At 34.9% G+C, this 26,201-nt stretch carries 23 protein-coding genes; 5 read left to right on the forward strand and 18 right to left on the reverse strand.

Annotation, left to right across the window (positions count from 1 at the left end; genetic code table 11):
- Window positions 1-87: 87 nt before the first annotated feature.
- The 4 genes from TE34_RS03985 to TE34_RS04000 all read right to left on the reverse strand — a co-directional run bounded on the left by TE34_RS03985 (window position 88) and on the right by TE34_RS04000 (window position 4,221).
- Window positions 88-708: an ECF transporter S component gene (locus TE34_RS03985; RefSeq protein WP_047983534.1), complete on the reverse strand. Its 621-nt coding sequence runs from the start codon at window positions 706-708 to the stop codon at window positions 88-90.
- On the reverse strand, window positions 701-1,675 hold the full coding sequence (locus TE34_RS03990) for a nucleoside hydrolase (protein ID WP_047983535.1): 975 nt from the start codon (window positions 1,673-1,675) through the stop codon (window positions 701-703). Before TE34_RS03990 ends, TE34_RS03985 begins: the two co-directional genes overlap by 8 nt.
- Window positions 1,672-2,691, reverse strand: a complete 1,020-nt coding sequence (locus tag TE34_RS03995) for a LacI family DNA-binding transcriptional regulator (protein ID WP_053074961.1) — start codon at window positions 2,689-2,691, stop codon at window positions 1,672-1,674. The genes TE34_RS03990 and TE34_RS03995 overlap by 4 nt, the downstream gene beginning before the upstream one ends.
- A gap of 501 nt (window positions 2,692-3,192) precedes the next feature.
- Window positions 3,193-4,221: a YeiH family protein gene (locus TE34_RS04000; RefSeq protein ID WP_047983537.1), complete on the reverse strand. Its 1,029-nt coding sequence runs from the start codon at window positions 4,219-4,221 to the stop codon at window positions 3,193-3,195.
- A 112-nt stretch (window positions 4,222-4,333) separates the two neighbouring features.
- Between TE34_RS04000 and TE34_RS04005 the strand changes: the two genes are divergently transcribed.
- Window positions 4,334-5,248, forward strand: a complete 915-nt coding sequence (locus TE34_RS04005; RefSeq protein WP_047983538.1) for a LysR family transcriptional regulator — start codon at window positions 4,334-4,336, stop codon at window positions 5,246-5,248.
- Window positions 5,249-5,535: 287 nt separating this feature from the next.
- On the opposite strand, the gene TE34_RS21585 is transcribed toward TE34_RS04005, so the two are convergent.
- The 11 genes from TE34_RS21585 to TE34_RS04055 form a co-directional block, all read right to left on the reverse strand.
- Window positions 5,536-5,664: a hypothetical protein gene (locus tag TE34_RS21585; protein ID WP_269083146.1), complete on the reverse strand. Its 129-nt coding sequence runs from the start codon at window positions 5,662-5,664 to the stop codon at window positions 5,536-5,538.
- A 100-nt stretch (window positions 5,665-5,764) separates the two neighbouring features.
- Window positions 5,765-7,105, reverse strand: a complete 1,341-nt coding sequence (locus tag TE34_RS04010; RefSeq protein WP_047983539.1) for a hypothetical protein — start codon at window positions 7,103-7,105, stop codon at window positions 5,765-5,767.
- A 794-nt stretch (window positions 7,106-7,899) separates the two neighbouring features.
- Window positions 7,900-8,868, reverse strand: coding sequence for a carbohydrate kinase family protein (locus TE34_RS04015; protein ID WP_047983540.1), 969 nt, complete (start codon window positions 8,866-8,868; stop codon window positions 7,900-7,902).
- A gap of 102 nt (window positions 8,869-8,970) precedes the next feature.
- On the reverse strand, window positions 8,971-10,422 hold the full coding sequence (locus TE34_RS04020; RefSeq protein WP_053074962.1) for a glycoside hydrolase family 32 protein: 1,452 nt from the start codon (window positions 10,420-10,422) through the stop codon (window positions 8,971-8,973).
- A 13-nt stretch (window positions 10,423-10,435) separates the two neighbouring features.
- On the reverse strand, window positions 10,436-12,040 hold the full coding sequence (locus TE34_RS04025) for an extracellular solute-binding protein (RefSeq protein ID WP_047983541.1): 1,605 nt from the start codon (window positions 12,038-12,040) through the stop codon (window positions 10,436-10,438).
- A gap of 119 nt (window positions 12,041-12,159) precedes the next feature.
- Window positions 12,160-13,038 (reverse strand): carbohydrate ABC transporter permease, encoded by an 879-nt coding sequence (locus tag TE34_RS04030; RefSeq protein WP_047983542.1) that lies wholly within the window; start codon window positions 13,036-13,038, stop codon window positions 12,160-12,162.
- Window positions 13,039-13,056: 18 nt separating this feature from the next.
- Window positions 13,057-13,992, reverse strand: coding sequence for an ABC transporter permease (locus TE34_RS04035; protein WP_407944350.1), 936 nt, complete (start codon window positions 13,990-13,992; stop codon window positions 13,057-13,059).
- Between the two features lie 365 nt (window positions 13,993-14,357).
- Window positions 14,358-15,329 carry a LacI family DNA-binding transcriptional regulator gene (locus tag TE34_RS04040; protein WP_047983544.1) on the reverse strand — a complete coding sequence of 324 codons (972 nt, stop codon included), beginning with the start codon at window positions 15,327-15,329 and terminating at the stop codon, window positions 14,358-14,360.
- Window positions 15,330-15,990: 661 nt separating this feature from the next.
- Window positions 15,991-16,548, reverse strand: a complete 558-nt coding sequence (locus tag TE34_RS04045; RefSeq protein WP_047983545.1) for a hypothetical protein — start codon at window positions 16,546-16,548, stop codon at window positions 15,991-15,993.
- 175 nt (window positions 16,549-16,723) lie between these two features.
- Window positions 16,724-17,287 carry a DUF7686 domain-containing protein gene (locus tag TE34_RS04050; RefSeq protein WP_047983546.1) on the reverse strand — a complete coding sequence of 188 codons (564 nt, stop codon included), beginning with the start codon at window positions 17,285-17,287 and terminating at the stop codon, window positions 16,724-16,726.
- Between the two features lie 201 nt (window positions 17,288-17,488).
- Window positions 17,489-18,460 (reverse strand): DUF2971 domain-containing protein, encoded by a 972-nt coding sequence (locus TE34_RS04055; RefSeq protein ID WP_047983547.1) that lies wholly within the window; start codon window positions 18,458-18,460, stop codon window positions 17,489-17,491.
- A 394-nt stretch (window positions 18,461-18,854) separates the two neighbouring features.
- On the opposite strand from TE34_RS04055, the gene TE34_RS04060 reads away from it, so the two are divergent.
- The 3 genes from TE34_RS04060 to TE34_RS04070 all read left to right on the forward strand — a co-directional run bounded on the left by TE34_RS04060 (window position 18,855) and on the right by TE34_RS04070 (window position 21,386).
- Window positions 18,855-19,808, forward strand: a complete 954-nt coding sequence (locus tag TE34_RS04060) for a ParB/RepB/Spo0J family partition protein (protein ID WP_047983548.1) — start codon at window positions 18,855-18,857, stop codon at window positions 19,806-19,808.
- A gap of 422 nt (window positions 19,809-20,230) precedes the next feature.
- Entirely contained in the window at window positions 20,231-20,770 is a 540-nt protein-coding gene (locus tag TE34_RS04065) for a DUF6932 family protein (RefSeq protein ID WP_047983549.1), read from the forward strand.
- Between the two features lie 178 nt (window positions 20,771-20,948).
- Window positions 20,949-21,386, forward strand: a complete 438-nt coding sequence (locus TE34_RS04070; protein ID WP_047983550.1) for a helix-turn-helix domain-containing protein — start codon at window positions 20,949-20,951, stop codon at window positions 21,384-21,386.
- Window positions 21,387-21,626: 240 nt separating this feature from the next.
- On the opposite strand, the gene TE34_RS04075 is transcribed toward TE34_RS04070, so the two are convergent.
- Together TE34_RS04075 and TE34_RS04080 are read right to left on the reverse strand one after the other, a co-directional pair.
- Window positions 21,627-23,312 carry a tyrosine-type recombinase/integrase gene (locus tag TE34_RS04075; RefSeq protein WP_047983577.1) on the reverse strand — a complete coding sequence of 562 codons (1,686 nt, stop codon included), beginning with the start codon at window positions 23,310-23,312 and terminating at the stop codon, window positions 21,627-21,629.
- Window positions 23,313-23,801: 489 nt separating this feature from the next.
- Complete coding sequence (locus tag TE34_RS04080; RefSeq protein WP_047983551.1) at window positions 23,802-24,008, reverse strand: hypothetical protein; 207 nt, start codon at window positions 24,006-24,008, stop codon at window positions 23,802-23,804.
- 330 nt (window positions 24,009-24,338) lie between these two features.
- Between TE34_RS04080 and TE34_RS20165 the strand changes: the two genes are divergently transcribed.
- Window positions 24,339-25,019 carry a helix-turn-helix domain-containing protein gene (locus TE34_RS20165; protein WP_053074963.1) on the forward strand — a complete coding sequence of 227 codons (681 nt, stop codon included), beginning with the start codon at window positions 24,339-24,341 and terminating at the stop codon, window positions 25,017-25,019.
- A gap of 59 nt (window positions 25,020-25,078) precedes the next feature.
- On the opposite strand, the gene wecB is transcribed toward TE34_RS20165, so the two are convergent.
- Complete coding sequence (gene wecB, locus TE34_RS04090) at window positions 25,079-26,179, reverse strand: non-hydrolyzing UDP-N-acetylglucosamine 2-epimerase (protein WP_047983552.1); 1,101 nt, start codon at window positions 26,177-26,179, stop codon at window positions 25,079-25,081.
- Between the last annotated feature and the right edge of the window lie 22 nt (window positions 26,180-26,201).

The raw sequence follows: 26,201 nt of genomic DNA on the forward strand, positions 1-26,201 counted from the left end.
ATGTAACTCCTTTCAGTACAGTAATAAAGAAAAGTTCCCCACCGTATATATATCCGTACGCTCGTGCTGAAGGTGGGGAAATGTCAATTAAGAAGCCTTTTTGTTGCTATTATTCTTGCTTTTTTTCATATATAAATGACCGTATTTCATTTTAGATAGATAACGATCAGATATACTCTTCACAACAAAATATACTAATAATGTAGAGATAACTTTGTCTGCAATCTCAGTAATAATAGTAGAAGAAAATACAGCTCCCCAAATATTTTGACCCATAGCTAAGAACGCTGCAGTAATTGCAGAGGAAGTGTTACCAGTTGCTCCACCGAAGAAAAGAACGGTGATCGGTGCAGATACAACAACAGCAATTAATGTAATAACAAGACCTGAGAATATTGTTTTATAAATATTGCGGAACATTCCATATTTCGATAGGAGACCAGCCGCTACACCAATTGCCATGGAAGTTACAACATATGGGAAATATACTGGGTTAAAAATTGCCGTAATAGAATTTGTGATAAGTGCACCTATTAAAGCTACCCAAGGTCCAGCAATAACACCAATCAGAATCGTCCCAATCGTATCTAAGAAAATTGGAAGTCTCAGTATCTGAGCTACCTGAAATCCAACAAAGTTTACTGCGATACCAATAGGAATAAGTAAAATGGCTAACAAACTAAAATCTTCCTTAATCTTTTTAAACATCTCTTTTTCCTCCTTTAATTAATTGCTCTGCTTTTTGAATTGCCTCTATAAACCTATCAACAAACTCCTTGCGTTTTACCGTATGAAGTACATGGACATTTTTTGGATACGGTAACGACTGTGTGTAATCTACTACGGTTGTTCCCTTTGTGAGCTTCCCTTCTGTTTCAATCGCTACATAGCAATCATCTCCTTGAAATAGATTTGGTTCTACGACATAGGCAACTGCACATAGGTCGTGTAACCGTATATTAGTAGCAAAGCCTTCTTCATGAAAAGCTGTTTGTTTAGCTGCTCTTCTGTAAAATTTCATTAACTCTACTAATCGATCAGAAAGCTCTGTTCCAATTTCCTCAATTTCCTTTAGATCACTCTCATCTAAAAAGGCTTTATGCGTGACATCCAAACCACTCATTACAATAGGTACACCAGAGCGGAATACAATATCGGCTGCATGCGGGTCAACATATACATTAAACTCTGCTGTCGGTGTCATATTGCCCCCTACAGCAGCTCCACCCATAAAGGATATGTACCGAATCTTAGCTTTCACCTCTGGATGTGCTAAAAAGAGTGCACCGATATTTGTCAATGGCCCTGTGGCAATTAGAACAACCGGTTCCGGACTTTTCGTAATCCTCTCATATAACGCTTGAATTGCTGATCGACTACTCTCTTCAAAATCCGGTTCAGGAAAAATAACATCCCCCAACCCTGACTCACCATGAACGTCTTCAGCCACTTCTAACTCCTGAAAGAGTGGCTGCTCTAAGCCACGAGCAACTTCAATTTCCTGATTCATATAGCTAAGAAAGCTTCTCGCATTGTACGTAGTCTTCGCTTGTGTTTGGTTTCCTGCTTCAGTTGTAATTAATAAAATATCTAGTTCTGTCCTGACAAAGGCAAACAAAAGCGCCATCACATCATCAATGCCTGGATCACAATCAATAATTACTGGTATTCTCATTTCTGTTCACTCCTCACTAATGGAATCGTACTTTCCCTTATGACTAACGTTGGCTCGTATAGCAACGATTCTACTGGTTCTTTATTTATTTTTTTAATTAACAATCGGACACTATCTTGGCCCATTTGATAGGTATTCTGCCTAATAGTAGTCAGTTTTGGATGCAGCACCTGTGCGAATGGAATATCATCAAATCCTACTACGGAAAGATCATTTGGAATGGACATCCCTAATTCAAAAATAGCTTGATAGATTCCACAAGCCATTAAATCATTTGCTGCAAAAATAGCAGTAGCCTTGTTCTTTTGGAAGAATTCCTTCGCTTGGACGTATGCATCTTCTAAATGATAGTTTCCATTTAATATGTAATATTCCGGAACAGAAATATCATGCTCATCCATTGCCTGTAAAAAACCTTTTAAACGTTTAGTAGAATTCATCACATCTGGTGGCCCTGTCATACAGGCAATTTGATGATGCCCCATCTCAATGAGATGTTTTCCAGCTAAATAACCACCTTGAAAGTCGTCTAGCAACACTCTTGACGAATTGGAATCCTCACTTCCTCGGTCCATCAAAATATAGGGAATGTTGGATGCGGATAAGAACTCCTCACTTCTACTAGTCAACTTGTTCATACTTGCTAGTAGGACACCATCAACTTGTTGTTCCTTCAGTAACCGAATATACTTTTCTTCTTTATCCGATTGATCATCGGAATTACAAATAATTAAACTATATCCATTCTGAGCCGCCTCATCCTCTGCCCCCCTGCAAATCTCTGGAAAGAAAGGGTTTAAGATGTTTGGAACAATTAACCCAAGCAAATTGGACTTCTTCGTAATCAAGCCTCTAGCAAAAGAATTAGGCTGATAATTCTTTTGCCTCGCTACTTCCAAAATCCTTTCCCTAGTTTCCTCCGACACCCCTTCTTTTTTATTATTTAATGCACGAGAAATAGTTGTAATCGAATAACCAGTTTCACGAGCGAGATCTTTAATCGTATACTTACTCAAGTGATCACCCTTCATAGGGAAAACGTTTTACGAAAACGTTTTCGTTATAGTTCATATAATAATGTAAGGGTTTTCATTAGTCAATACAATTTAAATTATTTTTTGAAAAATCTGTACTGATGCACTACTTAAATAATAATCGATTCATAAATTTCCGGTATAACCAGCTATTGATGGATGACCGTTAAAAGAATGGGGTTCTATAATTTATCTAAGTGTGTAATCCAGACTTACATACTTTATTTGACAGACCCTCTTTCGCAAATGAATAGGAGAGACAGTATTCATTAATGGAAAAACACTCCCTTGTAAAACAACAAAATATCCCACTAAGCACACAGCCTAGTGGGATATTATATCAATCTCTACTAAATACATCTCGAGTATAAACCTTATCCTTAACATCTCTCAACTCATCAGACAACCTATTAGCAACAATCACATCACTTACATTCTTAGGATGATTTCCAAAGATCCTTAATCCCTCTACATAAAACCCCATCACACAATAAAGAAAACAATAATCGATAATGCAACTGAAGTTAACACCATTGCCGTTAAAGGTCGTAGTGCTTTGGTACGAACATCTTTTAAACTAACATTTAATCCAAGTCCCACCATAGCAGCAGTTAACAACCACGTAGTAAATGTAAATACCCCTTCCATGATGTTTTCAGAAACAGGAATGGTGTGCCCTAGCACATAACTTCCAAGTAGGCTACAAATTATAAAACCAACTAAGAACCAAGGAAAATCTATTTTTGAAGTTGCAGTTTCTTTACTTCTGTATCGCATGATTCCAATCAGAATAAAGCACAGTGGGATAAGCAAGAAAACACGCCCTAATTTCGCCAAAATACCAACTGCCAATGCGTCATCTCCTGCTGGAGCAGCAGCTAGTGCTACATGAGCTACCTCATGAAGGCTAGTTCCTGACCAGACACCATATTGAAGAGCGTCTAGCGGGATCCAAGGGCGAATAATAATATAAATTATCGAAAAGATAGTTCCGATTAATGCGATAATACCAACGCTTATTGCTGTATCCTCATCTTTGGATTTGACGATTGGGGCAACCGCTGCTATAGCTGCTGCTCCACAAACCCCGGTTCCAACTCCTAGTAATAAAGATATTTTTTTATCTACCTTAAATAGTTTAGCAAGTCCGATTGTAGTCAAAATAGCAAAAATGATAACACCAGTATCACGTAACAAGAGCCATATACCATCTTGAAGAACAGCTACCATATTCAATTTTAATCCATATAAAATAATTGCTGCACGTAGTAATCGTTTGGATGAAAAGTTAATTCCATTTCTCAAGGTTTCCGGATACCCGAAGAATTGCCGATACAAAATGGCAATAAGTATTGCACATGCTAATTGCCCAATATGGCTAAATCCAGGCACTAATGCTAATATATAGCCAATTGAAGCAATTAAGAAGGTAAAGCCCACTCCCATACTCCATACAGTTCCTTGTGGTAATCTTTCCATTTTGGATTGTATGTTTAATCTCTCTGATGCCATTTCAACACCTCCATCTTTTACTATAGTAATCTTTCAAGTATAAGGAAAATAAATATATATGAATATTACCATAAGTGAAATGTTATAATTGTGTTATCGAGGAGGGCTAGGGATGGATCAACAATTACAAGTTTTTATTGCTGTAATAGAAAACGAAAATTTCACACGCGCAGCAGAAGAACTACATATGACACAACCTGCGGTCAGCCAATATATCCGTACTTTTGAAGAAAATTTAGGGGTAAGACTCTTTGATAGAACAAATAAATATGTTCGTGCTACGAAGGCAGGCGAAATTGTCTATCATCATGCAAAGGAAATTGTCGGTCTGTATACTAAAATGGAGAGTTTATTAGATGATTTAACCAACCATGTGAAAGGACCATTATCCATCGGTGCAAGTTATACCTTTGGAGAATATGTATTGCCACATCTTATCGCAAAAATGAAGAAACAGTACCCGGAAATAAAACCGACTGTCACAATTGGAAATACAGTAAAAATTGCAGAATTAGTCCGATCCCATCAATTGGATGTAGGTATTATTGAAGGGCCATTGAAAGGTGAAAAACAATTAGAGATACAAGAATTTGCTGAAGACTTAATGGTATTAATCACCTCAACCAGTCATCAATTGACTGTAAAAGGAAGTGTTCCAACCAAGGAAGAATTGGAAAAGGAGACTTGGATATTAAGAGAAAAAGGATCTGGCACACGTGAGGCCGCTGATAATATATTTAAACAACTACGTATTAACCCAAATAATATGATCTCTTTTGGAAGCACTCAAGCTGTTAAAGAAGCTGTTGCTGCTGGATTAGGAATTAGCCTACTAAGTCAGTTAACCGTTCAGAAAGAACTCAAATACGGAACAATAAAAATAATAAATATCCAGGATGTTCCATATATTAGACAATTCTCTATCATTACCAATTCACCATTTCAGACAAAAGCAACTCAGGAGTTTATTTCAGTGTTGAAGGGGAACGTTCTATTGGCCTATATTATGGAAAACAAAAACTACTAAGTTAGATTAGTAGCAATATCGTCCAAGAAATCACCGAATAATAAAAAATAGATCCACCATAAAGGGCGGATCCATTTCTTGTATTTCCCTAATTTAATAATGATGCCAAAATCATTCTAGAAGGTATGGGGACAATACATTATTAGGAGACTAGGAGAGGGGACAGTCCCTCTGTGAAACATTTCACAGTCAACTGCCCCCTGGTTCCTTCAATTCGGGGTGTAAAACTTAAGTTGTAAATAGTCTTTTTCATCCATTCATATTCACTTTAGCTAACCTTAATCGCGTTACATTAAATCTGCTATTACTTGTAAAGCATTAGCAATATCTGCTATCTGATTAGCAATAAATGCTAAGGATAGCGCTGCTACTATAAAGCTAGCTAATTTAATGTATTGATAAGTTTTGTCATTCATACGTACTCACCCCTCTTTTATCAAGATAACAAATTCTTGCTTGTTATCTAAAACCTATGAATCTAAGTATAATTATTTTAATTTTACCCATGAAAATCTATTAATAATCATAATTCACATCAATCTTTTGGTAGGCTCTAGTTGTACTTCCTTGTGATCCTGGAACATGGAAATAGACATAATCTCTGATATCCATACTCGCGTAAGTTCCAGATGATTTCCAACCTGTTGATGGAATGAATCGTTCTCCACTGCTATAGGTAGACATGGTCCATCTTGCATAATCATAATATTGGCTTCCGATTTCATTTACATTTGGACCAGATGACATGGAGAAACTATAGCTAATGCTAAATGGCCAGGATAAGCTGACACTATATGTTGGTCCGCCTGAATCACTAGGTCCCCATTCTCCAATTTCATCACTATCATATGGAATATCATGATCTACCTTTACATCTTCAATAAATGAACCATTATAAGTATACGGTTGCATATATTCTTTTACGACAAAATAATCGTATCCAGATACAGATTCACTGGTTTGTTGATATAACTTCCAATCCGTATAGACCTTTCCAAACGTCGTATAGTTATACTTGGCATAGGCTATATGATCATAAGAATCCTTTCTCAACGTTAATCCAGCTAAAGCTGCGTTTTCTTGAAACAAGCCCATCGAAGCATTTTTATCAGATTGATAGGATTCTTCGATTTCTGCAGTTCTTATCTGGTCATCTAGTATCACTTGAAGGTAATCCTCTAACCGTAATTTTAAATTGCCATTTGGTCCCTCACTATTGATTGTTGCCGAAAAAACTTTATTTACAGCAGTATTATCTAATGAATAGCCAATTACTTGTTTAGCATCTTCATTTTTTTCTGCCAGACTATGTGGATTTTCCTTTAATTTACCCTTTTCATTATTCACACTGTCCTCTAAAAAAGAAAACTGCATGGATTCCCCGCTATCCCCTAGAACATCTACCGTAACATCAGATAATCCTAATAGGGTTTTATATTCATTAAACGTTACATTTTCTCCGTACAGATAAATCTTTTCCCCATTCTTTAACATTTGCTGTAACGACTTTTGTAACGAGTCATTACTTCTTACTTCATTAATCGGGAAAGCTAGACCATCAACTTTTTCTAGATTACTTATTTGCTTTGCTTCCGTTAGTGCCAACGTTGAAACATTTAAATTTCCATTTTTTAAGGTTTGTTGAATCGGAACTAAAGCTTCATCCTTATTGGCAAGCAAGTTTTGAAAAGCTGTGCTCGCTTCATCGTTAGCAAAAAACATAACACTCTTTCCGGAGTTAGGTGAATCAACCTGCGCCATTACATTTTTCGTATTAATCGAGTACGGGGCTAAAAGCATCACTGCTACTAAACCAACAACACTTAATACTGTCAAAAAACGTTTCCACTTTAACAATCTAATCTCCTCCTAATTCGTTTCTAATGCTCCGAACAAATAATGCTTCATAGAATTTTTGTCTACCACCCACCTATCCGAGTAATTTAATTTATTTTATATGGGTTGTAGTTTTAATTAGAGAATAGTTATATCATAGGATTCATCTTGTAATTTTCAATAATTGGACGCTCATTATAAGAATTCTAGCGGTTACCCATATGAAATCTAGTTAATTTTTATAAAAGGAGGACTTATTGTTTTTTCTTCATGTCATATTGTAATATAATTGCGAATATTTTGAAATGGGTAATATTTACTGAAAATATTTGTAAAATAACGAGTATTATGGTGTGCTCTTAATTGCATAGATTGGTGAAATTTTACTATTTTCATCCGCGAATTTTAGCCACTTGTAAGTCGGCAGTCACAGTTACTGTCCCTCTGTCCCTCTGGGAGATCTCTACTGTCACCTGTCTCTATCAAATAAAGGCTGGTATGAAAAGGTTCCGGGACAAGGGGACAGGTTCACTGTCCCAGCCCAGCTATTGCTTGGGACAAGGAACCTGTCCCTCTGTCCCAGACAGAGTGCAACCAACACCCTGCCTAAGTAACACACCTCGTATAAATAACAGCTAACTATCAATGGTTGAAGTCCTGAGAAGAAGTAATCCCCCACACTTTGCTCTAACAGAGGTGGATTACTTCTTCTATTAATGACAAGTGCGACAATAGCAATAATCGTTGTCAGTCCTAACTACTGGCATCTGCTTCTTAAGAACATGTGATCCAACAGTAGTTATAAATAATCTTTCCTAATCTCTCTCAATAGATTCAATTAAAAAGTCCTCAATCTGATGTAAAGCAGGCATCGATGGAATACCTCCTCTACGCTCAGCAACATACGCTCCCATCGCATTACCAAATTGCAAAACTTCTAATAAGCTTTCTTTAGCTATTTCCCTGTTTAATAGATTATTGACCAACAAGTAATGTAAAACGCCCGCAAAAAATGCATCACCACATCCTGTTGTATCAACAGCTTTTACTTTATAACTCTGACAAAAAGAAAGCTCGCCATTATGAAATACGTAACTTCCTTCCGATCCTGATGTAACAAAAAGTAAAAATAGATTATATGTTTCATATAATTCTTTTGCTCCAGTTTTTATATCATCTGTCCCAGTTAAAAACTCTAACTCTTCTTCAGATACTTTTACAATGTCCGCATATTTCATGACGGTGAGAATTTCCTGTTTTGCATTTTCTAGGTTACCCCATAAAGGTGGTCGTAAATTTACATCAAAAGAAACCTTCACTTTTTGAAGTTTTGCATATTCTAGTGCTTCTATTGTTGCAGTACGTGACGGTTCATCAGTCATGGATAAAGATCCCACATGAAAGATTCGTGAATTAGCGATAATATCAAAGTTAATATCTTCCTTTGCTAGCATCATGTCAGCACCTGGATTTCTGTAAAAGCTGAATGATCTTTCACCATGATCGTCAATATGCACAAACGCCAATGTCGTATTAACCTCTGAATAAACAATACCCTCAGTTTGCACATTTTTGGACTTCAATGTAGATAATAAGATATCGCCGAAACTATCTCTACCTATACACCCAATAAAATTGGTTCGCATGCCCAAATTAGACAGTGCAACAAGAACATTTCCCGGTGCCCCTCCAGGGTTAGCCTCAAAAACAGGATTACCTTGTTCATTTTTACCTATAGGAGTAAAATCGATTAGAATCTCTCCTAGTGCAGTTACATCATTCATCAAAATCACCTTCACCTTATATAAAAATAACTAGAGGGTTGTTATTTCAAACACTCCCTCTAGTCTAATGAATTAATTAAATAGTCTTATAGATAATAATTATTACACAGAAGGAACTTTTATTTTCCCCTGTATCACGTTAACTTGACCATTAGTAGTAAAAAGTGAAATACTTTCACATGTTTTATCAGGATATACTAGACTAGTCAGTGAAAGTTCTCCATCATTCACAAGAACTTCTAACGATGATGAGTCCATAATAATCCGTAGATTAATTTTCTCCGTTCCATTTAACGTTAAACTCTGTGGTAAAGAGAACATATCAGAAAAATCAATCTCACCTGAATTACTTCTATCTAAAGTTAATGTGCTTGTAACTGTATCTATACTAATTATAGAATATTGGTCTTCTGTATGATATATTTTCAGACCGTAGCTTTTGGCATCTGTATTATCAATAGTAAGCTCTACATCTGCATAGGATTCATTAAGCTCAAAACGATGTTCGCTCTTAATAGGAAGGTCACTTATTTCTTCTCTAATTTGGAAATATGAAGTTAGTTCCCTTACAGGCTTTTGAACAACTAGCAAATCCTCATTTACCTTACGAAGCGTAAGCTCCCTTGGTAAACTCATCTGCCCTCTCCAACCATCAGTTGGCACCTGATTAGCATATCTCCAATTAGTCATCCATGAGAGATAAATTCTCCTACCATCTTCCATAGGTATATCAGAGAAGCTAACACCTGCATAGTTATCCTTACCAAAATCTAACCATTTTGTTTCCGTATTATCTGGTTTAAAACTTGAACCATCAAAGGAACCAATAAAGTATTGTGTTCTTGAGCCATGTTCGGTTTTTCCGTTATCACCAACACTGACGAATAGAACCCACTTTTTATCATTAGAATTTTCAATCGTTAATTCAAATAAGTCAGGACATTCCCAAACTCCTACATGTGAACCGATATCCTCGCCAAACTCGCTTTCAAAATTCCAATCAATTAAGTTAGGAGAAGAGTAAAAGGAGATGCTTTGACCTGTAGCCAAAGACATGATCCACTTATTAGTCTGTTCGTGCCAAAAGACTTTTGGATCTCTAAAGTCAATTTTTGTTTGATGTTTGAGAACGGGATTTCCATCATACTTCTTCCAGGTTCTTCCTTGATCCGTACTAAATGCCAAGCTTTGTGTCTGTACTGGGGGCAATTCTTGACCACGGTCTAGGTGGTGTGTGAATATCGCTACAATTCCTGGATCACCTTCTGGAAAAAGACCAGATGTATTATTCCAATCAATTACAGCACTCCCTGAAAATATTGTACCGAGCTCATCTGGAAATAAAGCAATATCCAACTCATTCCATGTAATTAAATCTTTACTTACAGCATGTCCCCAATGCATGGGGCCCCAAACACTATCATTAGGATTATGTTGATAAAATAAATGATATTCACCTTTGAAATATACCAGCCCATTTGGGTCATTCATCCAATTACTTTTAGGGGAAAAATGTAATGCTGGTCTATATTTCTCAACGCTATTAATTTTCAATTTTTACCTCCTGTTAGTTCACTGTTCTGTCATAAGCCTCTTGTTTAAGTTGAAGCCAGCTGTCGATGTTTAGTCTTTCAAGTTCTTGTAAATATTCATCCCATTCTTCGTCTACTGTTCCATTCATTATCCATTCAGCACGTTTTCTATTTGTATACTCTATTAGATCTGTTTCAATAGTTGTAAGCTCTTCTATTTCTTCTAATGAATAATAAACATGTGGATAATAATTTTCATTCTTAATGTATGGAACAATATACTCTTTTAATAAATCTAGTCTCCATGCAGCATCGTCTGGTTTAGTAGTAACCGTTCCATAATATTCATCAAGAATAGCAAGTGGACCAGCAATATTTGTTTTTTCTCTTAATTCAACAGGCGCTGAGCCTTCTAATGGAAGATGCTTTAACATACCTGTTGCTTCATCTAATTCAAAGATATTTTGTTGTTCTGTGTCACCATAAGTACCCCAGTTATTTTGGACAGAATGATGTGGATCATATAGTTGATCAATCCACTTGGCTGTTAGCTCTAAATTTTTATTGGAGCTAGTAATAACCATTCTTCCACGGTCAAAACCTACACCGCCATTTTGTTGCACTATAATTCTTTCACCTGTTGGACCTTCTAATGTAGGTAACACTTGATAGTCATCACTCATACCAGTGACATTCGCTTTATCCCATGTGAAATATAACCCGTATCGATCACCTTTAGAAATAAATGTGTTCCAATCTTGTTCAAATGCTTCTTGATCTATTAGACCAAGTTCATATAGCTCGTTCAAGTAATTAATCTGGTCTTTATACCCTTCCTGCATAGCAGTAAATATTACTTCACCATCTTCTGAAACAACAGTATGATCCCCGTTATCCCCTAATCCAATGGAACCTAATATAATTGCTGGATCTTGATCCCAACCATTAATAATGGTACCCATTGGTATTTCATCTTGTTCACCATTACCATTTGGATCTTGTGTTTTAAAGGCTATTAATACTTCTTTTAACTCTTCATAATTAGTTGGCATATCTAATCCCAATTCATCTAACCATTTAACGTTAATCCATGGTAAACCACCAACTACTTGAATACGCTCCGTTCCATTTCCTAATTCCTCAATCCAAGGAAAACTATAAATATGCCCATCAGGTGCAGTAATCCAATCTCTATATTCAGGTCTAGCATCTAGCACCTTTTTAAGATTAGGCATATGTTCGTCAATAAGATCTTCTACTGGGACAATTGTTCCATCTTCCGCATAATTTAGTAAATCATAATTACTAAAACCAGCATCTAAAATTGCATCTGGTAATTCCCCACTTGCTAGTGCTAAGTTTCTCTTTTCAGTAAAAGCATCATGCGTATAATTTTTCCAATCAATATGAACTCCTGTTTTTTCCTCAAGTCTTTGATATATGAGCTTTTCGTTAGGGTCAGTAGGCGCTAAAGGAGAACTCTGCGTCATAAATTTAAGTGTTACTTCCTCTTCTAATGGAAACTCTACATTCTCTAATTCATAATTAGGTGAAGATGCACTATCTTTATCACCACTGCAACCTGCTAAAATAATTCCGCTTATTAATAAAATTGATAATATCTTAGTTATGCCTTTCATAATAAACCTCCCTGTTTTTATACTCATCATTGATAAATTAGATTGAAATCTAAGGACCATTTTACTAGATGAATAACAATATACTAGTCACCACCTCCTTAATTAATTTCATCGAACTATTATTTCAATGATCCAACCATTACTCCCTTTTCAAAGTATTTTTGGAAGAATGGATACATTATAAGTAAAGGCAAGCTAGAAACTACAATGGATGCATATTTTATTTTTTCCGCGATTTTACTTAACTCTGCTGCAGCCTGCATATCATTGATCATGCCAGGTTGAACTTCATTTTGAATAAGAATGGATCTTAATACAAGTTGTAATGGATAAAGATCTTGGTCTTCTAAGTAGATCATTGCATTAAAATATGAATTCCATTGACCTACAAAGGCGTATAGTGCAATTACAAAAATAACAGGTTTAGCTAATGGCAAGACGATTTTCAGAAATATTTGAAGTTCTGAAGCACCGTCCATTTTTGCTGCCTCTTTTAATTCCTTTGGAAGTCCCTTAAAAAATGTCCTTACCAATATAATGTTCCAAACCGCAACGGAACCTGGTAGAATAATTGCCCATATTGAATTGATTAAACCTAAATCTTTTATTAATAAATAGGTTGGTATTAATCCCCCATTAAAGAACATAGTTACTAAGAAAAATATCATAAAAAAGTTTTTTCCTTTAAAACCTTCTACCGACAGTGGATATGCAGCAAGAACAGTAAAAACGATGGTTATTAGTGTAAAGCCCACTGCATAAAGGATAGAGTTTAAAAAGCTCCTAACGATTAAATCATCTTGAAACACTCTTCTATAACCTTCAAGCGTCCAATCAGAAGGATTAAAGGATATTCCTTTACTTAACAGAACACTTGGATCTAAAAATGATCCCAAAAGCACATACAATAAAGGGAATATTATAATTAACGCAATAAATACTAGTAAAATCTTATTGAAAAAAAGTATCGCTCTATCTTTTCTTGAATAATTATGCATCCTATTATTCCCTCCCTTTTAATATAGGCTTTCACCTTTAGATAGTTTTTTAACAACATTATTGGCAAATATTAGTAGTACAACATTAATGATTGAATTGAACAACCCAACCGCTGTAGAGTAGGAATAATCACCTAATTGTAAACCTCTCTTATACACATAAGTTGGTAAAATCTCTGAAGCTGGTAAGTTTAAATCAGTTTGTAATAGATAGGCCTTTTCAAATCCAATAGCCATGATACCCCCAACAGAAAGGATTAACAACACAGCAATCACTGGCTTCAATGTTGGCAAATCAATATGAATCATTCTTTGAAAGAGTGACGCACCATCTAATGTTGCGGCTTCATGTAATTGTGGATCCACATTTGCAAGTGCTGCAACGTAAATTATGGATGCCCATCCAGCTGTTTGCCATATACCAGAAAAGATATAAATAGGTCTAAACATGTCTGGGTCTGTCATAAACGGGACGGGACTATTAGTAAACATAGAGAAAATGGTATTAATCGGACCCGTTGGTGATAATAGGATAAAAATCATCCCCGCAACAATTACTACCGAGATAAAGTTTGGTGCATAAAGTACTAGTTGAATATTTTTCTTTACCATTGCTCTCCTAATCTGGTTAAGCATTAAAGCTAATATAATAGGGATTGGAAAGCCGATTATTAATTCTAAGAAACTTAATTTAATCGTATTTAAGAAAATGTTCAAGAAGTTTGGAGATGTTAGAAATTCCTTAAAGTGTTCTAAACCTACCCAATCACTCCCTAATATCCCTTTCATAGCACTAAAATCTTTAAATGCAATTAGCGCCCCATACATAGGTATGTAATTAAAAATAAAAACAACTATAACTGCAGGTGCTAAAAACAAATATAACGTGTAATTACTTTTAAAATATTGTAAAAAGCTTTGTTCTGTTCTATCTTTAATCTTGCTTTTTTTCATAGATTTTATTTTCTTATTTATGGGCTCTTCCATACTTGATAAACCTCCCCCTACAATCCTCAAGCTAAGTTAAATACTGTAAAAATACTTTTTCTATATTCCAAACAGCTGATAGAGTACATTAATTTCCATATGTCAACCGCTTGATATATTTTCTATATTAAACGCTTTCATTTTTTGTGTCAACCGCTTGACCTATATTTGTAAAAAAATAAAAAACAAATTGTGACATTTTTTTCATAATGAACTTGCATATGCTTAATGAGAAAATTAAAACCACCCATAAATGAGTGGTCTTAATTTTTGAGCTGACAATACCTTCAAAGGGATCACTTATCAAACTACTACTTTTTGAGTTACTAAGGCTAAGTTGTACTATTTTTAACTAACTGTACCGCTAGAACACTCTCCGTATTTCTCTCAATCTCAAAGTCATTAATAAGTTTGTTAAGTATCAAAACTGCTGTGTTAGCTATTTCTTCGATAGGTTGTTGAATAGTTGTTAAATGTGGAAGTAAGCTTAAAACTGTATCGGTACCATCATAACCTACTACTTTTAAGTCATTGGGGATACTAATATTCAACTCATCAGCAACATTTAAACAGACAGCTGCAGTTATATCATCACTAGCAAATATCCCATCTACATCTGGATGATCTCTAAATATTTTTCGTATTGTTTTAGCTGTTTCTTCCTCATTAAATAGATTATTAAGCTCATACGTAATTGGATTATCAACTATTTCTTCATATGCCTTTCTTCTATTCTGAGTTGGAGTTTCTAAATCACCTGGCCCATTTATATGAATTATTTTTTTGCATCCTTGATCTATTAAATGTTTTACGGCCAAATATCCTCCCTGATAGTTATCGGAACCTACCACCGGAATTGTAGGGGATAAGTAATGATCTATTGCAACAATCGGAAGTCTTGGGTTATCATAAGCTTCAATACCCCTATTGTAGGAACAAACAATAATCCCATCAACTTGATGTCTAATTAACATCGTTGCATATGATTTTTCCTTTTCAAATTCTCCTAGACTATTACATAGAATTACTTTAAACCCGAGATTGGAACTTATTTTTTCAATATAGAATGATAGCTCACTAAAAAAAGGATTATTTATTGTTGGTACAATTAACCCTATAAAATTAGTTCTTTTTTTAAAGAGAGAGCGAGCAATATCATTTGGATAATAATTTAACTCCTCTACAGCATCTTCTACCTTTTTTCTAGTTTTATCACTAATATATCCCCTATTATTTAGTACACGTGAGACTGTCGTTGGGGAAACACCGGCTAATTTAGCCACATCTTCTAATTTCACTTTCATATGTATCACCCTATAATTACTAGATATTTTTTATATGTCAACCGCTTTCATATATCTTAGCATATTAATTCTTAAATATCATCTTGGATATATTAAGTTCTTACTACATGTTACGGACTTGTCCGTTCCGCACATCATAGAAAAAGACTTCAACCTATGAAATAGATCAGCCCAACTGGTGATACTTTTTGAAAATGGGCTAGTTATGAAAAAGAACTTTCCGCATACTACGAGTCCGAAGCCCCGTGGTTATTGAAGAATATTAACTCTACTAAACTATCCTTAGTGGGATATAATAAAATATTGTTAGTATAGTCACATATGCAGGGTGGGTAGTGACTACTCCAGTGAAAAGGGAGGTGTCGCTATGTCAGACTACGAGGTTCTAAGCATCATGATCAGCACCTTGGTGTTTTTTGTAGCAGTAGTTGCAGCAGTTATTTCTTTTTTTAATCAAAAGAAATAACCCACTCTGTAACCGGCTAGTTATAGGAAGATGGGTTATTTCATTCGCCTATATAGAGCCACTGCACTTCTCGCAGCTAACCATACACAGTAAGGATCAGTTAACAGCTGTTCCTATTATTAATATTTTCTTAGATGTAAGACAATGCAGACTCAATAAAAAAAGGATAAACCTAATGCATGCAAATTACCATAACTACTCTTTATCATCCCTATATGAATCATATAAAACACCAATATAATTACTATTAATTAACTTTGCATGAATGATAGCCAATTCAACGATAGACTCATATCCCTTTAGTGTAAGATCATCAAAGACAAAGTTAAAATAGGATTCTGGTTGCAATCTACGCATGGAATGATGCCAGGTCATGTTGCTATCTCTTAACTTTTTAGAAACTGCATTATTTATTTCACTTAATAGGCGATAGCTATTTCCACGAAGATTCTCTGGCAATTCTTCTAATATATCTCTAATAAAGCTATGTAACCAAATTGCTGCTATTAACTCTTGGTTATCATTGGCTTTAACTAAATACTTTAAAGTCTGTAAGGTCCCTTTATTCAACGATTCCCCAAAATGTAGAAAATTGAATGAATCATTAGTAACAATGTTAACACGGCTTCCATACTCATCTATACGCACCCAATCGTAACCATAAATGCTATGCTCTGTATCATTATATTTAAACTTAATATGCGTAATCGGAACAGGTTGTAGTAGTTCCGGTGCAGTGCTAGAAGCTATCATCTTCCAAAAGTCGTATATTTTTTCCCATTCTATTTAATTAGTCAAGATGTTCTCCCTCCTAAAATGTCTTCTCCTTCTTCAAACCGCCGCCCAAAATGAGTAATTCACTAGGTTCATCCTATACCAGCAATTCAATCTTTTCAAGCAACCACAATATAATTTCCCACAGCTAAACCTACTCCACATCCTCCGTCATATCAAACATCTCTAACTTAAACTGAAATCCTTCAAACGAAGTAACCATCTTACCTACTTCAGTCCAAGTAAATGGCTTTCCATCTATAATTACAAGCGGAGAGTCACTGGATTCTTCATTATATTCAAATATTCCTTTGAGTTGGTTACCCGTAATGGTTTGGTATTCCTGTCCACTAGGAAAGAACTCTGTTTCTACATGTTGCTTTGTTATTCCTTTTCGTGTTTTTTCTACCAACTTGGAGAGTAGTTCCTGCTGGTCAGCATCTAATTCACCATGCACAGCAAATTTGTAGCCATATTCTATGTTTTCGACAGCCTCTAAGTATATTCCATTCGGGAATAGATGTATTTCCACATGAAAAGTACGGCTAATACCCTGATTATCCTTAAGTGAAAATGTCTCTACTGGCTGCTCCAGAGTTACTCCAAGATCATCTGACATCCTATTATTGAAACATTCGTTACATAGATTTATAGATTTCCCTTGAAGTTGCAAACTAACTTTTACTTCCTTGTTACCACAGTCAAAGCACTTATCCAAATCTCTCACCTACTTTCATGATTTTTTAAAAATTAAACCGGTGTCTACTACCCTTTTAAACTTATATGAATTTTAATATCGCTCTTAATGACTTTATAGGAAATTCATATTGTTGTTTCTTTAGAAAGACTAATAGTAACCTCGGCTTCTCCACTCTCTTAATGATGATGATGCTAGACCCGTATCCGCTATTGTCCTTCTCTAAATTATTCTTTTAGCTATCAACTTAAACTGGTTATTCTTCATTTCCATTTGATAAACGGGTATATCCTTCTTTTCAGCTATCTCTATAATTATCTTTTTATAGCGTTCAATCATTTTAGTTCCTAGGTAAATAGCTCCTGGTTGAAAAAAATTTCGATTAAAACCAGCCCCACTCCCTATTGGAAATACTATTCTCCATTCTTTTTCATAAGACCATTCAAGGGATTTTATGATGGCAGCATATGTTATAATTAAGTTATTAAAGTTCTTTTTATTCATCGAAGCCTCCTGCAGATAATTAGACAAATCAAACATTTCTTTACTATAAACCACTGGTTGCAAAGACCTTGTTAATATTGGATCAATACCTTCTTTTTTGAAATTATATTCTACACAAAAACCAGTGTGACTATTTGCATAGTGACTCCACATTAGAATCGAATTATTCACTTCACTGAAACAGCTTATAAATGTTCCACCTTGAGAACGTTCTAATATTCGCGCTAAATGTTCATCGTTAAATTCATCAATAGTTTTTTTAATCGCTTCTGCATATTTAGAAATTTCATTATTCTTTCCTTCCAGTTGCTTATCAAGACTAATGACAAACTTCATAACATCAACAAAGTCCCCTTTTTCCAACTCTGTCAGTTTATCATTTGGTATTTCCTCTAAGTTATGATTTTTAATAATGTCTGGAATATTTCGAATGGTTGCTAGTTTGATGCGTTTTTCAATGAAATCATTTTGGCTAATTGTTAAAGCACAATCATATGGATCATTTAAACTATTTGCTGGACTAAACCAAATTTCATCTTTAACTAGATTTTCCAATGAGTAATTGCTGACGGATCTGTATTTGTAAAGTTGGGTTGGAATATTTGCATACTTAAGCTTCATAGCAGATTCCATTTCCATATCCTTTATATTTTCTGGAAACATTAGTCTTACGTACTCATCTTTCCACATAACAAAACCTCACTATATATTTTTCATCTCTTACTAGATACCTTTTCCTGCTTGATTAAAAGGTAATTTACAATTGGTTGTAAGAATAAATTTATTAATAAATTTATTCTACTGTAGTCAAACCTACAGATATAAATCAAACTAAAAATACTGACTTTGCGTCAAATACGTTCAACGTATCATTCATAATATTTTCCATGCTTTTCCGCCTACTTTCAATAAGACTATTCGACAAGAATTGAGTGAATTCCTGCCCTTAAGAAGGAATTGACCCTAAATTGATGAAAACACAAGATAAATGAGTCAACTTATTTCATGCACCTAAAAGAAACTATGTAATAGGACAAATTATCCATTGCATACCCATTAGTAAAAATGAAATGGGTGGTTCCTCATGAATTATCAACTGAAGAAAATAAAGCTATCTGATATAAGACTGGAAACAGATTATCGAAATACCGATAAAGACCTAGATTTCATATTAGATATAAAAAGAAATGGTTTACAATATGCATTATTAGTTGAAGAAGAGGGGAATAATCAGTATGTATTAGTTGATGGATATCGTAGGTATTACGCCCTGGAGTACATAGGCATTACATCAGTAAATTGCTTTGTTGAGGTTAAATCCACCGAGGAAGAAAGAATAATTAAGAGATTAAGGAAAGAATTCCATACAAAAAGAAGAACTGCTTACCAATTGGAAAGAATGATTAATCGATTATTAGAAAATGAGAAATATCATCCCAGGCTTATAGCAAGTCTATGTAATGTTACAGAGAATACCATTACTAAATACATTAAAGGATCCAGCGTTGATCCAGATTGGCTCAGGAGAGGAGAAATGGCTGGTGTAGGAAGACATGCTTTTACAGATATACATAACCTAAAAGTTAATGAACAGATAAAACATTATTTAGCTGATAAATATATAAATAGAGAGATTACAAGAAATTCAATTGATGCCGTAAAAAAAACTACAAAGTTAGCTGCTTTTGATAATATAACTGATGAAAAGATAAAAGATTGTATTGATGAAATCATTTTCTTACATTCTAAAAGTGTTAATAAAATAGAAAATGTTGTTAATAAATATTCTCTAAAAGCAATCTACAATATTAGCAGCCATACATTTATGCATTATTATACTATGGAATTATTTGATAGTATTGAGGAAGTTTTGAGAACTAGAAACTACTTTGACTATCTATCCGATTATCAAAAGGATGAGTTAAATGAAGCAGTTAGGAAACTGCAACAGATTTTGAACCCACCTATTAATTGGGCAAAATTCCCTGATGAAAAAGTCGATAACTACTTTGAGGAGAAAGATAACTTAGATCATTAGTTATTATTCTTTATACTTTCAGGCATTGATTACTATGAATGAAGAAAAGCGTGAGAAGAACCTATTCTCACGCTTTTTTACTACTTAAGATATCAATAATCTAGCAAAGGGACGCCTCTCGTACTTATCTGGAGTGGTTCAGGCAGGCCAAATTAACTCCTTCTAGGCAGAATAGACAAATAGACACAGGTTTTCTCAGGACACGTTAATACCTTATCAAATACTCCTATTGAAACGTCTGGAATCCTCCTAGCAATTCACACAATGCACAACCGGATGTGTATAACAAACTAACTTGTTGCGTACTTACAAGTAGCATACACTCCCCTCTTTACAACAGAAGACCAGTTATGCTAAAATTAAAGTTAACAAATATGTAAACTTTACATTAATGTTAATAAAATAACAGGAGATCTTATACAATGGAATTTAATGATTATGGACTACTTCCTCCAGGTGATTATGCACTAACATTACCAGAGTTGAAAAAATCTATACTTGTTGTTGGACCACAGGATGGAACTCCTTGGGATAACAAGTGGCGCCTCTATCTAGTGGAACAATTAGAGATTATGGTAAAGCAATTATGGAAGGTAGGTGTAACGGAAATATTTATTGATGGGTCATTTGTAGAAAAAAAGGCCCATCCCAATGATATTGATGGTTACTTTGAGTGTGATGTATTCGATTACCCAACAATTATTCAAGAGTTGAACATTATAGAAGTTGATAAAATTTGGACTTGGAATAGCGCAAGTCGAAAACCATATCATGGCTATACAAAAAAACAACTACCTATGTGGCACAAATACCGTGTTGAACTCTATCCACACTTTCCGAATCATCAGCTAGGGTCAGGAATAACTGATGTACATGGGAATAACTTAATATTTCCTGCAGCTTTCAGACAAACCAGGGATACATTTATGCCAAAAGGTATTGTAAAAATCATTAAATCTTAGTCTATTACCAAAATATAAATTGGATGGATATAACCATTCCATCCGATTTATCAAAGTTCAGCTATTAAATCCATTTAAAAATAATTTCCTTTTTCATAATAAAAACTGTCAAATATGACAAATACTTTGACTATAGAGTTTCACAAATAAATATAAATTTAATTTAAGGAGTATTAAAATGATTAAAACTGAAAGTGCTTATAGAGAGGCTATAAATAAATTAAAACAGGATCAAGAATTTATAAAACAACAGAGAGAGACTTTTAAGAAAATGGGACTTGATTCAGATCATATAGAACTAGCACTTCAACCTTCTATATCGTTTCATGAACAGCTTAAAGAGGAAGTAGAATATTATGAAAAGATTAAGAGAGGCGATTTTGAACCAATATTTAATTTAAAAACAATGGGGAAAACTTTAATAGCTTATAGAATATATATTGGCATGAGCCAACAACAACTTGCAGAGAAATTGGGGGTATCTGCTTCTCAGGTTTCTCGTGATGAGAAGAATGAATATTATGGTGCAACTATTGAAAGAATTCAGGAAGTTATAGAAGCATTGGGCATGGTTTCAATTACAAAAGTAAATCCTAAAGAAGTGGTATCTGCATGACAATTAGAAACAGCCCGTTACACTATACCTTTTTCAGAACAAATTATAAATATAACTATAATAAAGTAAAATAGACAGAGTACTACCAACACTCTGACTGTGCAACACCTGAAAGACTGATCTTAATTGGTTGAAATTCAAAAAGAAGTAATCACCCTACTCTTTTGTCTAGCGGAGGGCGATTACTTCTTTTCTATTAAACGACAATTTAATAATGTTATCAATCCCGTTGTAAACGTATTAAAACACATCAAACTCCCCTCTCCCAACCACCGCATCAAAAACCTCCCTCTTCGTCTCCTCCAAAATCCTCACATAGCTTAATGTAGATTCAGGAGTACCATGTGCCATAATCCCCTGAACTGTAAGAAGATCCGCTCCCCCATTCAACATCTTCATTGCAAACGTATGCCGAAATTGATGCGTTCTGAAGTGGAAGGGACGCCCGGATTCATCTTTAATCTGATGACGGATAGAAAACTTTCTTAAATGTGCTCGAATATAAGTCTGATTGATAGTTTCGCCCTTGCGTCTACCTTTCGTTATAACAAATAAAAACCTTTCTGGATTATAAGTGGCGCTGCTTTTCTCAATAGTAGACTCAATAATCCCTGCTAAATGACTATCAATCGGGATACGATGCCCTTGGATTCTACTCTTCCGGATATCTGCTTCTAGCCAAAATTGATTATCACGTTTGATGAGACAGTCATTCTTTAATGATAGAATATCAGATATCCTAAGCCCGGTTTTGAAAGCTATCATAATCACCGCTCTGACATCAGGATGTAAATCATTCATATGCTTAAACAATTGTTTCAAGACAAAGTCAGGAATCATATCAATTTGATGAACCGATTTTTTCTTTATCTTTGGAATATCCTCAGGAAAGATCAAATAAAAAACATCCGTTTTAGGAGCAATTCTATAGCCATAACGTTGAATATCTGATATAAACTTCTCTACTATGACAAGAGATTTTGCAACAAACATCTCTGAATTGGCCTTCTCACCTTTACTTTCAATGATGTGTGCATTTAAGTACTGAATGTATTCAACGATATGATCTCGCTTTAATCCTTTTATGTCCTTCCACTTGGGTTTGAGCTTACGTATGAATCTAAAGAACTGCGTAAGGATGGTGATATAATTTTTGGCTGTACCCCAGGCAAATTTATGTTTACTAAGTAACCTCTGCCTAAAATATTTCTTTACCTCATTTCGAACACCCAGTATCTCAATCCTACTAAAATCAATCGTGTACTCAGAAACTGTCTTATTATAATCAATGCCATATGCATCTTGTAAATTACGCACATCCCACTTATCTTTCGTCCATTCGTCTGGTTCTTCCAGTTTTGCAGCTTCTGCTAAGTCTGTATATACCTTTCTCAAGATGGTCACTACAGACGTGTGAAAAATAACATCATTATGGGGCGGGAGACGTTTCTTTAGTCGTTTCGTTCTAATTCCTTTCTCTTGTAACCAAGAAACATATTCCTTCTCGGTTCTATTGATATTTAGCTGAAGAAAAGAACTTATACCTTCCATATTTTCATTTATAAACTCCGTCAAACGTCGGATTGGACTCTGAATGGATTGAAACATTGTCGTCACTTTCCACTGATTAGTAAACAAACGGTGGAAAAAAATGTACTTTACCTCTAGATTCAGAGAAGGCTCTTCAAATTGAAATCTAATATTTCTTCTTATAGTAGGACTATTATCTACCATCTGTTTAAATTGATTAATTCCACGTATTTTATATAAGCTCCATTTATTATTATCTAGGAAGTAACTATCATATCGATGGCGAAAGTTCACAGATCCATCCTTACTAGTAACCTTCACAGGAAACGATGTCATCTTCTGCATTAGCTCATCATGAAATTCTGAAATAAATGAATTACTTAATTTAGTCTCCATTCCTAGCCTCCAATATAAAACATATCTTATCAGTCTAATCAACGGAAGAATTAATATACTTTTAATTTTGTTTTGTTATATTTAACAGAACTGCAAACTCACAGCGACCTGCTCCTTGCCGATTTTAATAAAAAACTCACTCATTCTCTTTTCCTCCTATAGACCGGCAAGGAGCCGTAGGGAAAAAAGAGACAAAAAAATAAGCCGGACATAGAACGCCCAACTGCATTATTTGCAGGGCGATCCATGTCCGGCTTATAGGTAGTTCACACCACGACTCCATTGCTCGGTACCGATTATTTTTGATTCAATGTGCATTCACTTGCTAGATGATCATTTCTTCTCAAAATATCTGATCATCCGGCATGGGTAATGCATACGATTCCTCGCTCGGTATTATCGTGGTATGAACTTTTAGTAAAAATTAAAAGGCCCAGGTATATCAGCTTTACTGATTTCCCGGACCTTAAGGTAGAATTAATTGGCATCTCATGGCGAATCGCTATCTCCTTTTCGTCTCGCTATAGGTTTTCCGCTTACTTGCTTGAATTCTTCTGTCGAGAGTTCAACTTCCCAAACTCGCTTACATTTGGTGCACTTCGTTTGTACAGGACCAGCAGCTTTATCCCCTTTATCCATTAACCTGTGACCACACACAGGACATTCCACTCTTACCAATACGTCTTCTATAATCATTCGTTTTCCTCCCAACTGTTGTAATAAAGCCTTTTTATGAAAGTATTATTCTTCTATTATATTTTATAACGGAACATATGTTCTGTACAGTCGAAATTCCAATTTTCTACCTTTCCCAATTTACAACATCATTCATACCTTCCTTCTGCAACGAACTTTACCTTGTTGCATTTTTGGGAAATATAGATAAAAAATATATTACTAACAATTTCCATTATACTTCGACACAATATTTACGTCAATCCCAAATATGCAACTAATATAAAAAGTTGCATAAATTATTATGCTGACTTATACTATGATTGTAGTAAGAATGTGGAGGACAATTTTATGAAAAAAAAAGAAATGAGCAAGGCTGATCAGGAAATACTACGTAGACGTCTTAAAGAAAGACGACTCTTTTTAAATATGACCTATCAAGATTTGGCGGATAAGACTGGTATCAGTAAGTCATCTTTACAGCGATATGAAACGGGAAGCATTAAAAATATTCCTTATGATAAAATATTTACTTTATCAGAAGCATTAGAGGTAAGTCCTGAATATTTTACTGATTTGTCGAAGGATTATACTGGAGAATCTGCTTTTGAAGTAAAAATGGTAGGGAATGATAGTAGAATAAAGCATTTGGAGCATATTAAAGAATTTGAGGAAAGGGCAATCAGGTATATAACTCCAAACTTAGTTTCTCAGGGGTATAATATAGAACGTCACAGTCATGGCTCTGTTGGGGATATCGTTGCAACTAAAGGGAAGGAAATATGGCATATTGATTTCCTTTATACGAGAGATGTAAAGAAGTATCCACCACAAACGGGTATGGGGAGACAACAGCTTCTGCTAAGGTTTGGTAGGCTTGCCGTTTACGACAAACCGATAACTAAATACTCCATAGTAATGGACATGCGTGTATTAGCTGAGCAATATATTCAATTGAAGCCCATTCACTTGGATATAGAGACGAGTATCATTATTTTACGGGGAACAGATTACGAAGAATTGCATTTCTAGGAAAAAGTAAGCGACACAAATAAGCCCGCCGAGCCATTAGCCCCGCGGGTTTTTGTTCCTTACATTTTCCCCTCTAATACATCAGCAATTCTTTTACTTGCACATCCGTCTCCATAAGGGTTACTTGCTTTACTCATTTTTTCATATTCTTCATTATCTTCAAGGAGTAATTTAAAATTTTTATAGATGTTTTCTTCATCTGTACCTACTAGTTTTAATGTACCAGCAGCTATGCCTTCAGGGCGCTCTGTCGTATCACGCATAACTAGAACCGGTTTACCTAAACTTGGTGCTTCCTCTTGGATACCGCCACTGTCAGTAAGTATTAGATATGATCTTGAAAGGAAATTATGGAAGTCTAACACTTCCAACGGCTCAATAATTCTTACTCTATCATTACTTCCTAGTATTTCATTAGCCGCTTCCCTGACAACCGGATTCATATGGATTGGATATACTGCTTTGATATCTGGATATTCATCTACAATCCTTTTGATTGCCTTAAACATATTTCTCATTGGCTCACCAAGATTTTCTCTTCTATGAGCAGTAATCATAATGAGTCTACTATCCGATGCCCATTCAATTTGATCATGAGAATAATCTTCTCTAACCGTAGTATTAAGTGCATCAATAGCCGTATTACCTGTAACATAAATAGATGAGGGGTCTTTGCCCTCTTTTAATAGGTTCTCTTTGGACAATTCGGTTGGAGCAAAATTATACTTTGCTACAATGCCTACAGCTTGGCGATTAAATTCCTCTGGATAAGGTGAGTAGATGTTATAAGTTCTTAGCCCTGCCTCAACATGTCCAACAGGTATTTGTAAATAAAAGCAAGCTAAAGATGTTACAAAAGTTGTAGAAGTATCACCATGAACTAACACCACATCTGGCTTAACCTCTTCAAGAACAGCTTTCATTTTTTCCAATATATTTATGGTTACATCAAATAGCGTCTGTTTTTCTTTCATTATTGATAAATTAAAATCTGGAACAACGTTAAATGCATTCAGTACTTGAGTTAACATTTCTCTGTGCTGACCTGTAACACAAACAACTGTATCTAACTTATTTCTTGTTTTTAATTCTTTAACTAAAGGACACATCTTAATTGCTTCTGGTCGTGTTCCGAACACTATCATTATTTTTTTCTTCATTCTTCAACCAACTTTCTATAAA

It is taken from the genome of Ornithinibacillus californiensis (assembly GCF_001038485.1).
Lineage (GTDB): Bacteria > Bacillota > Bacilli > Bacillales > Amphibacillaceae > Ornithinibacillus > Ornithinibacillus californiensis.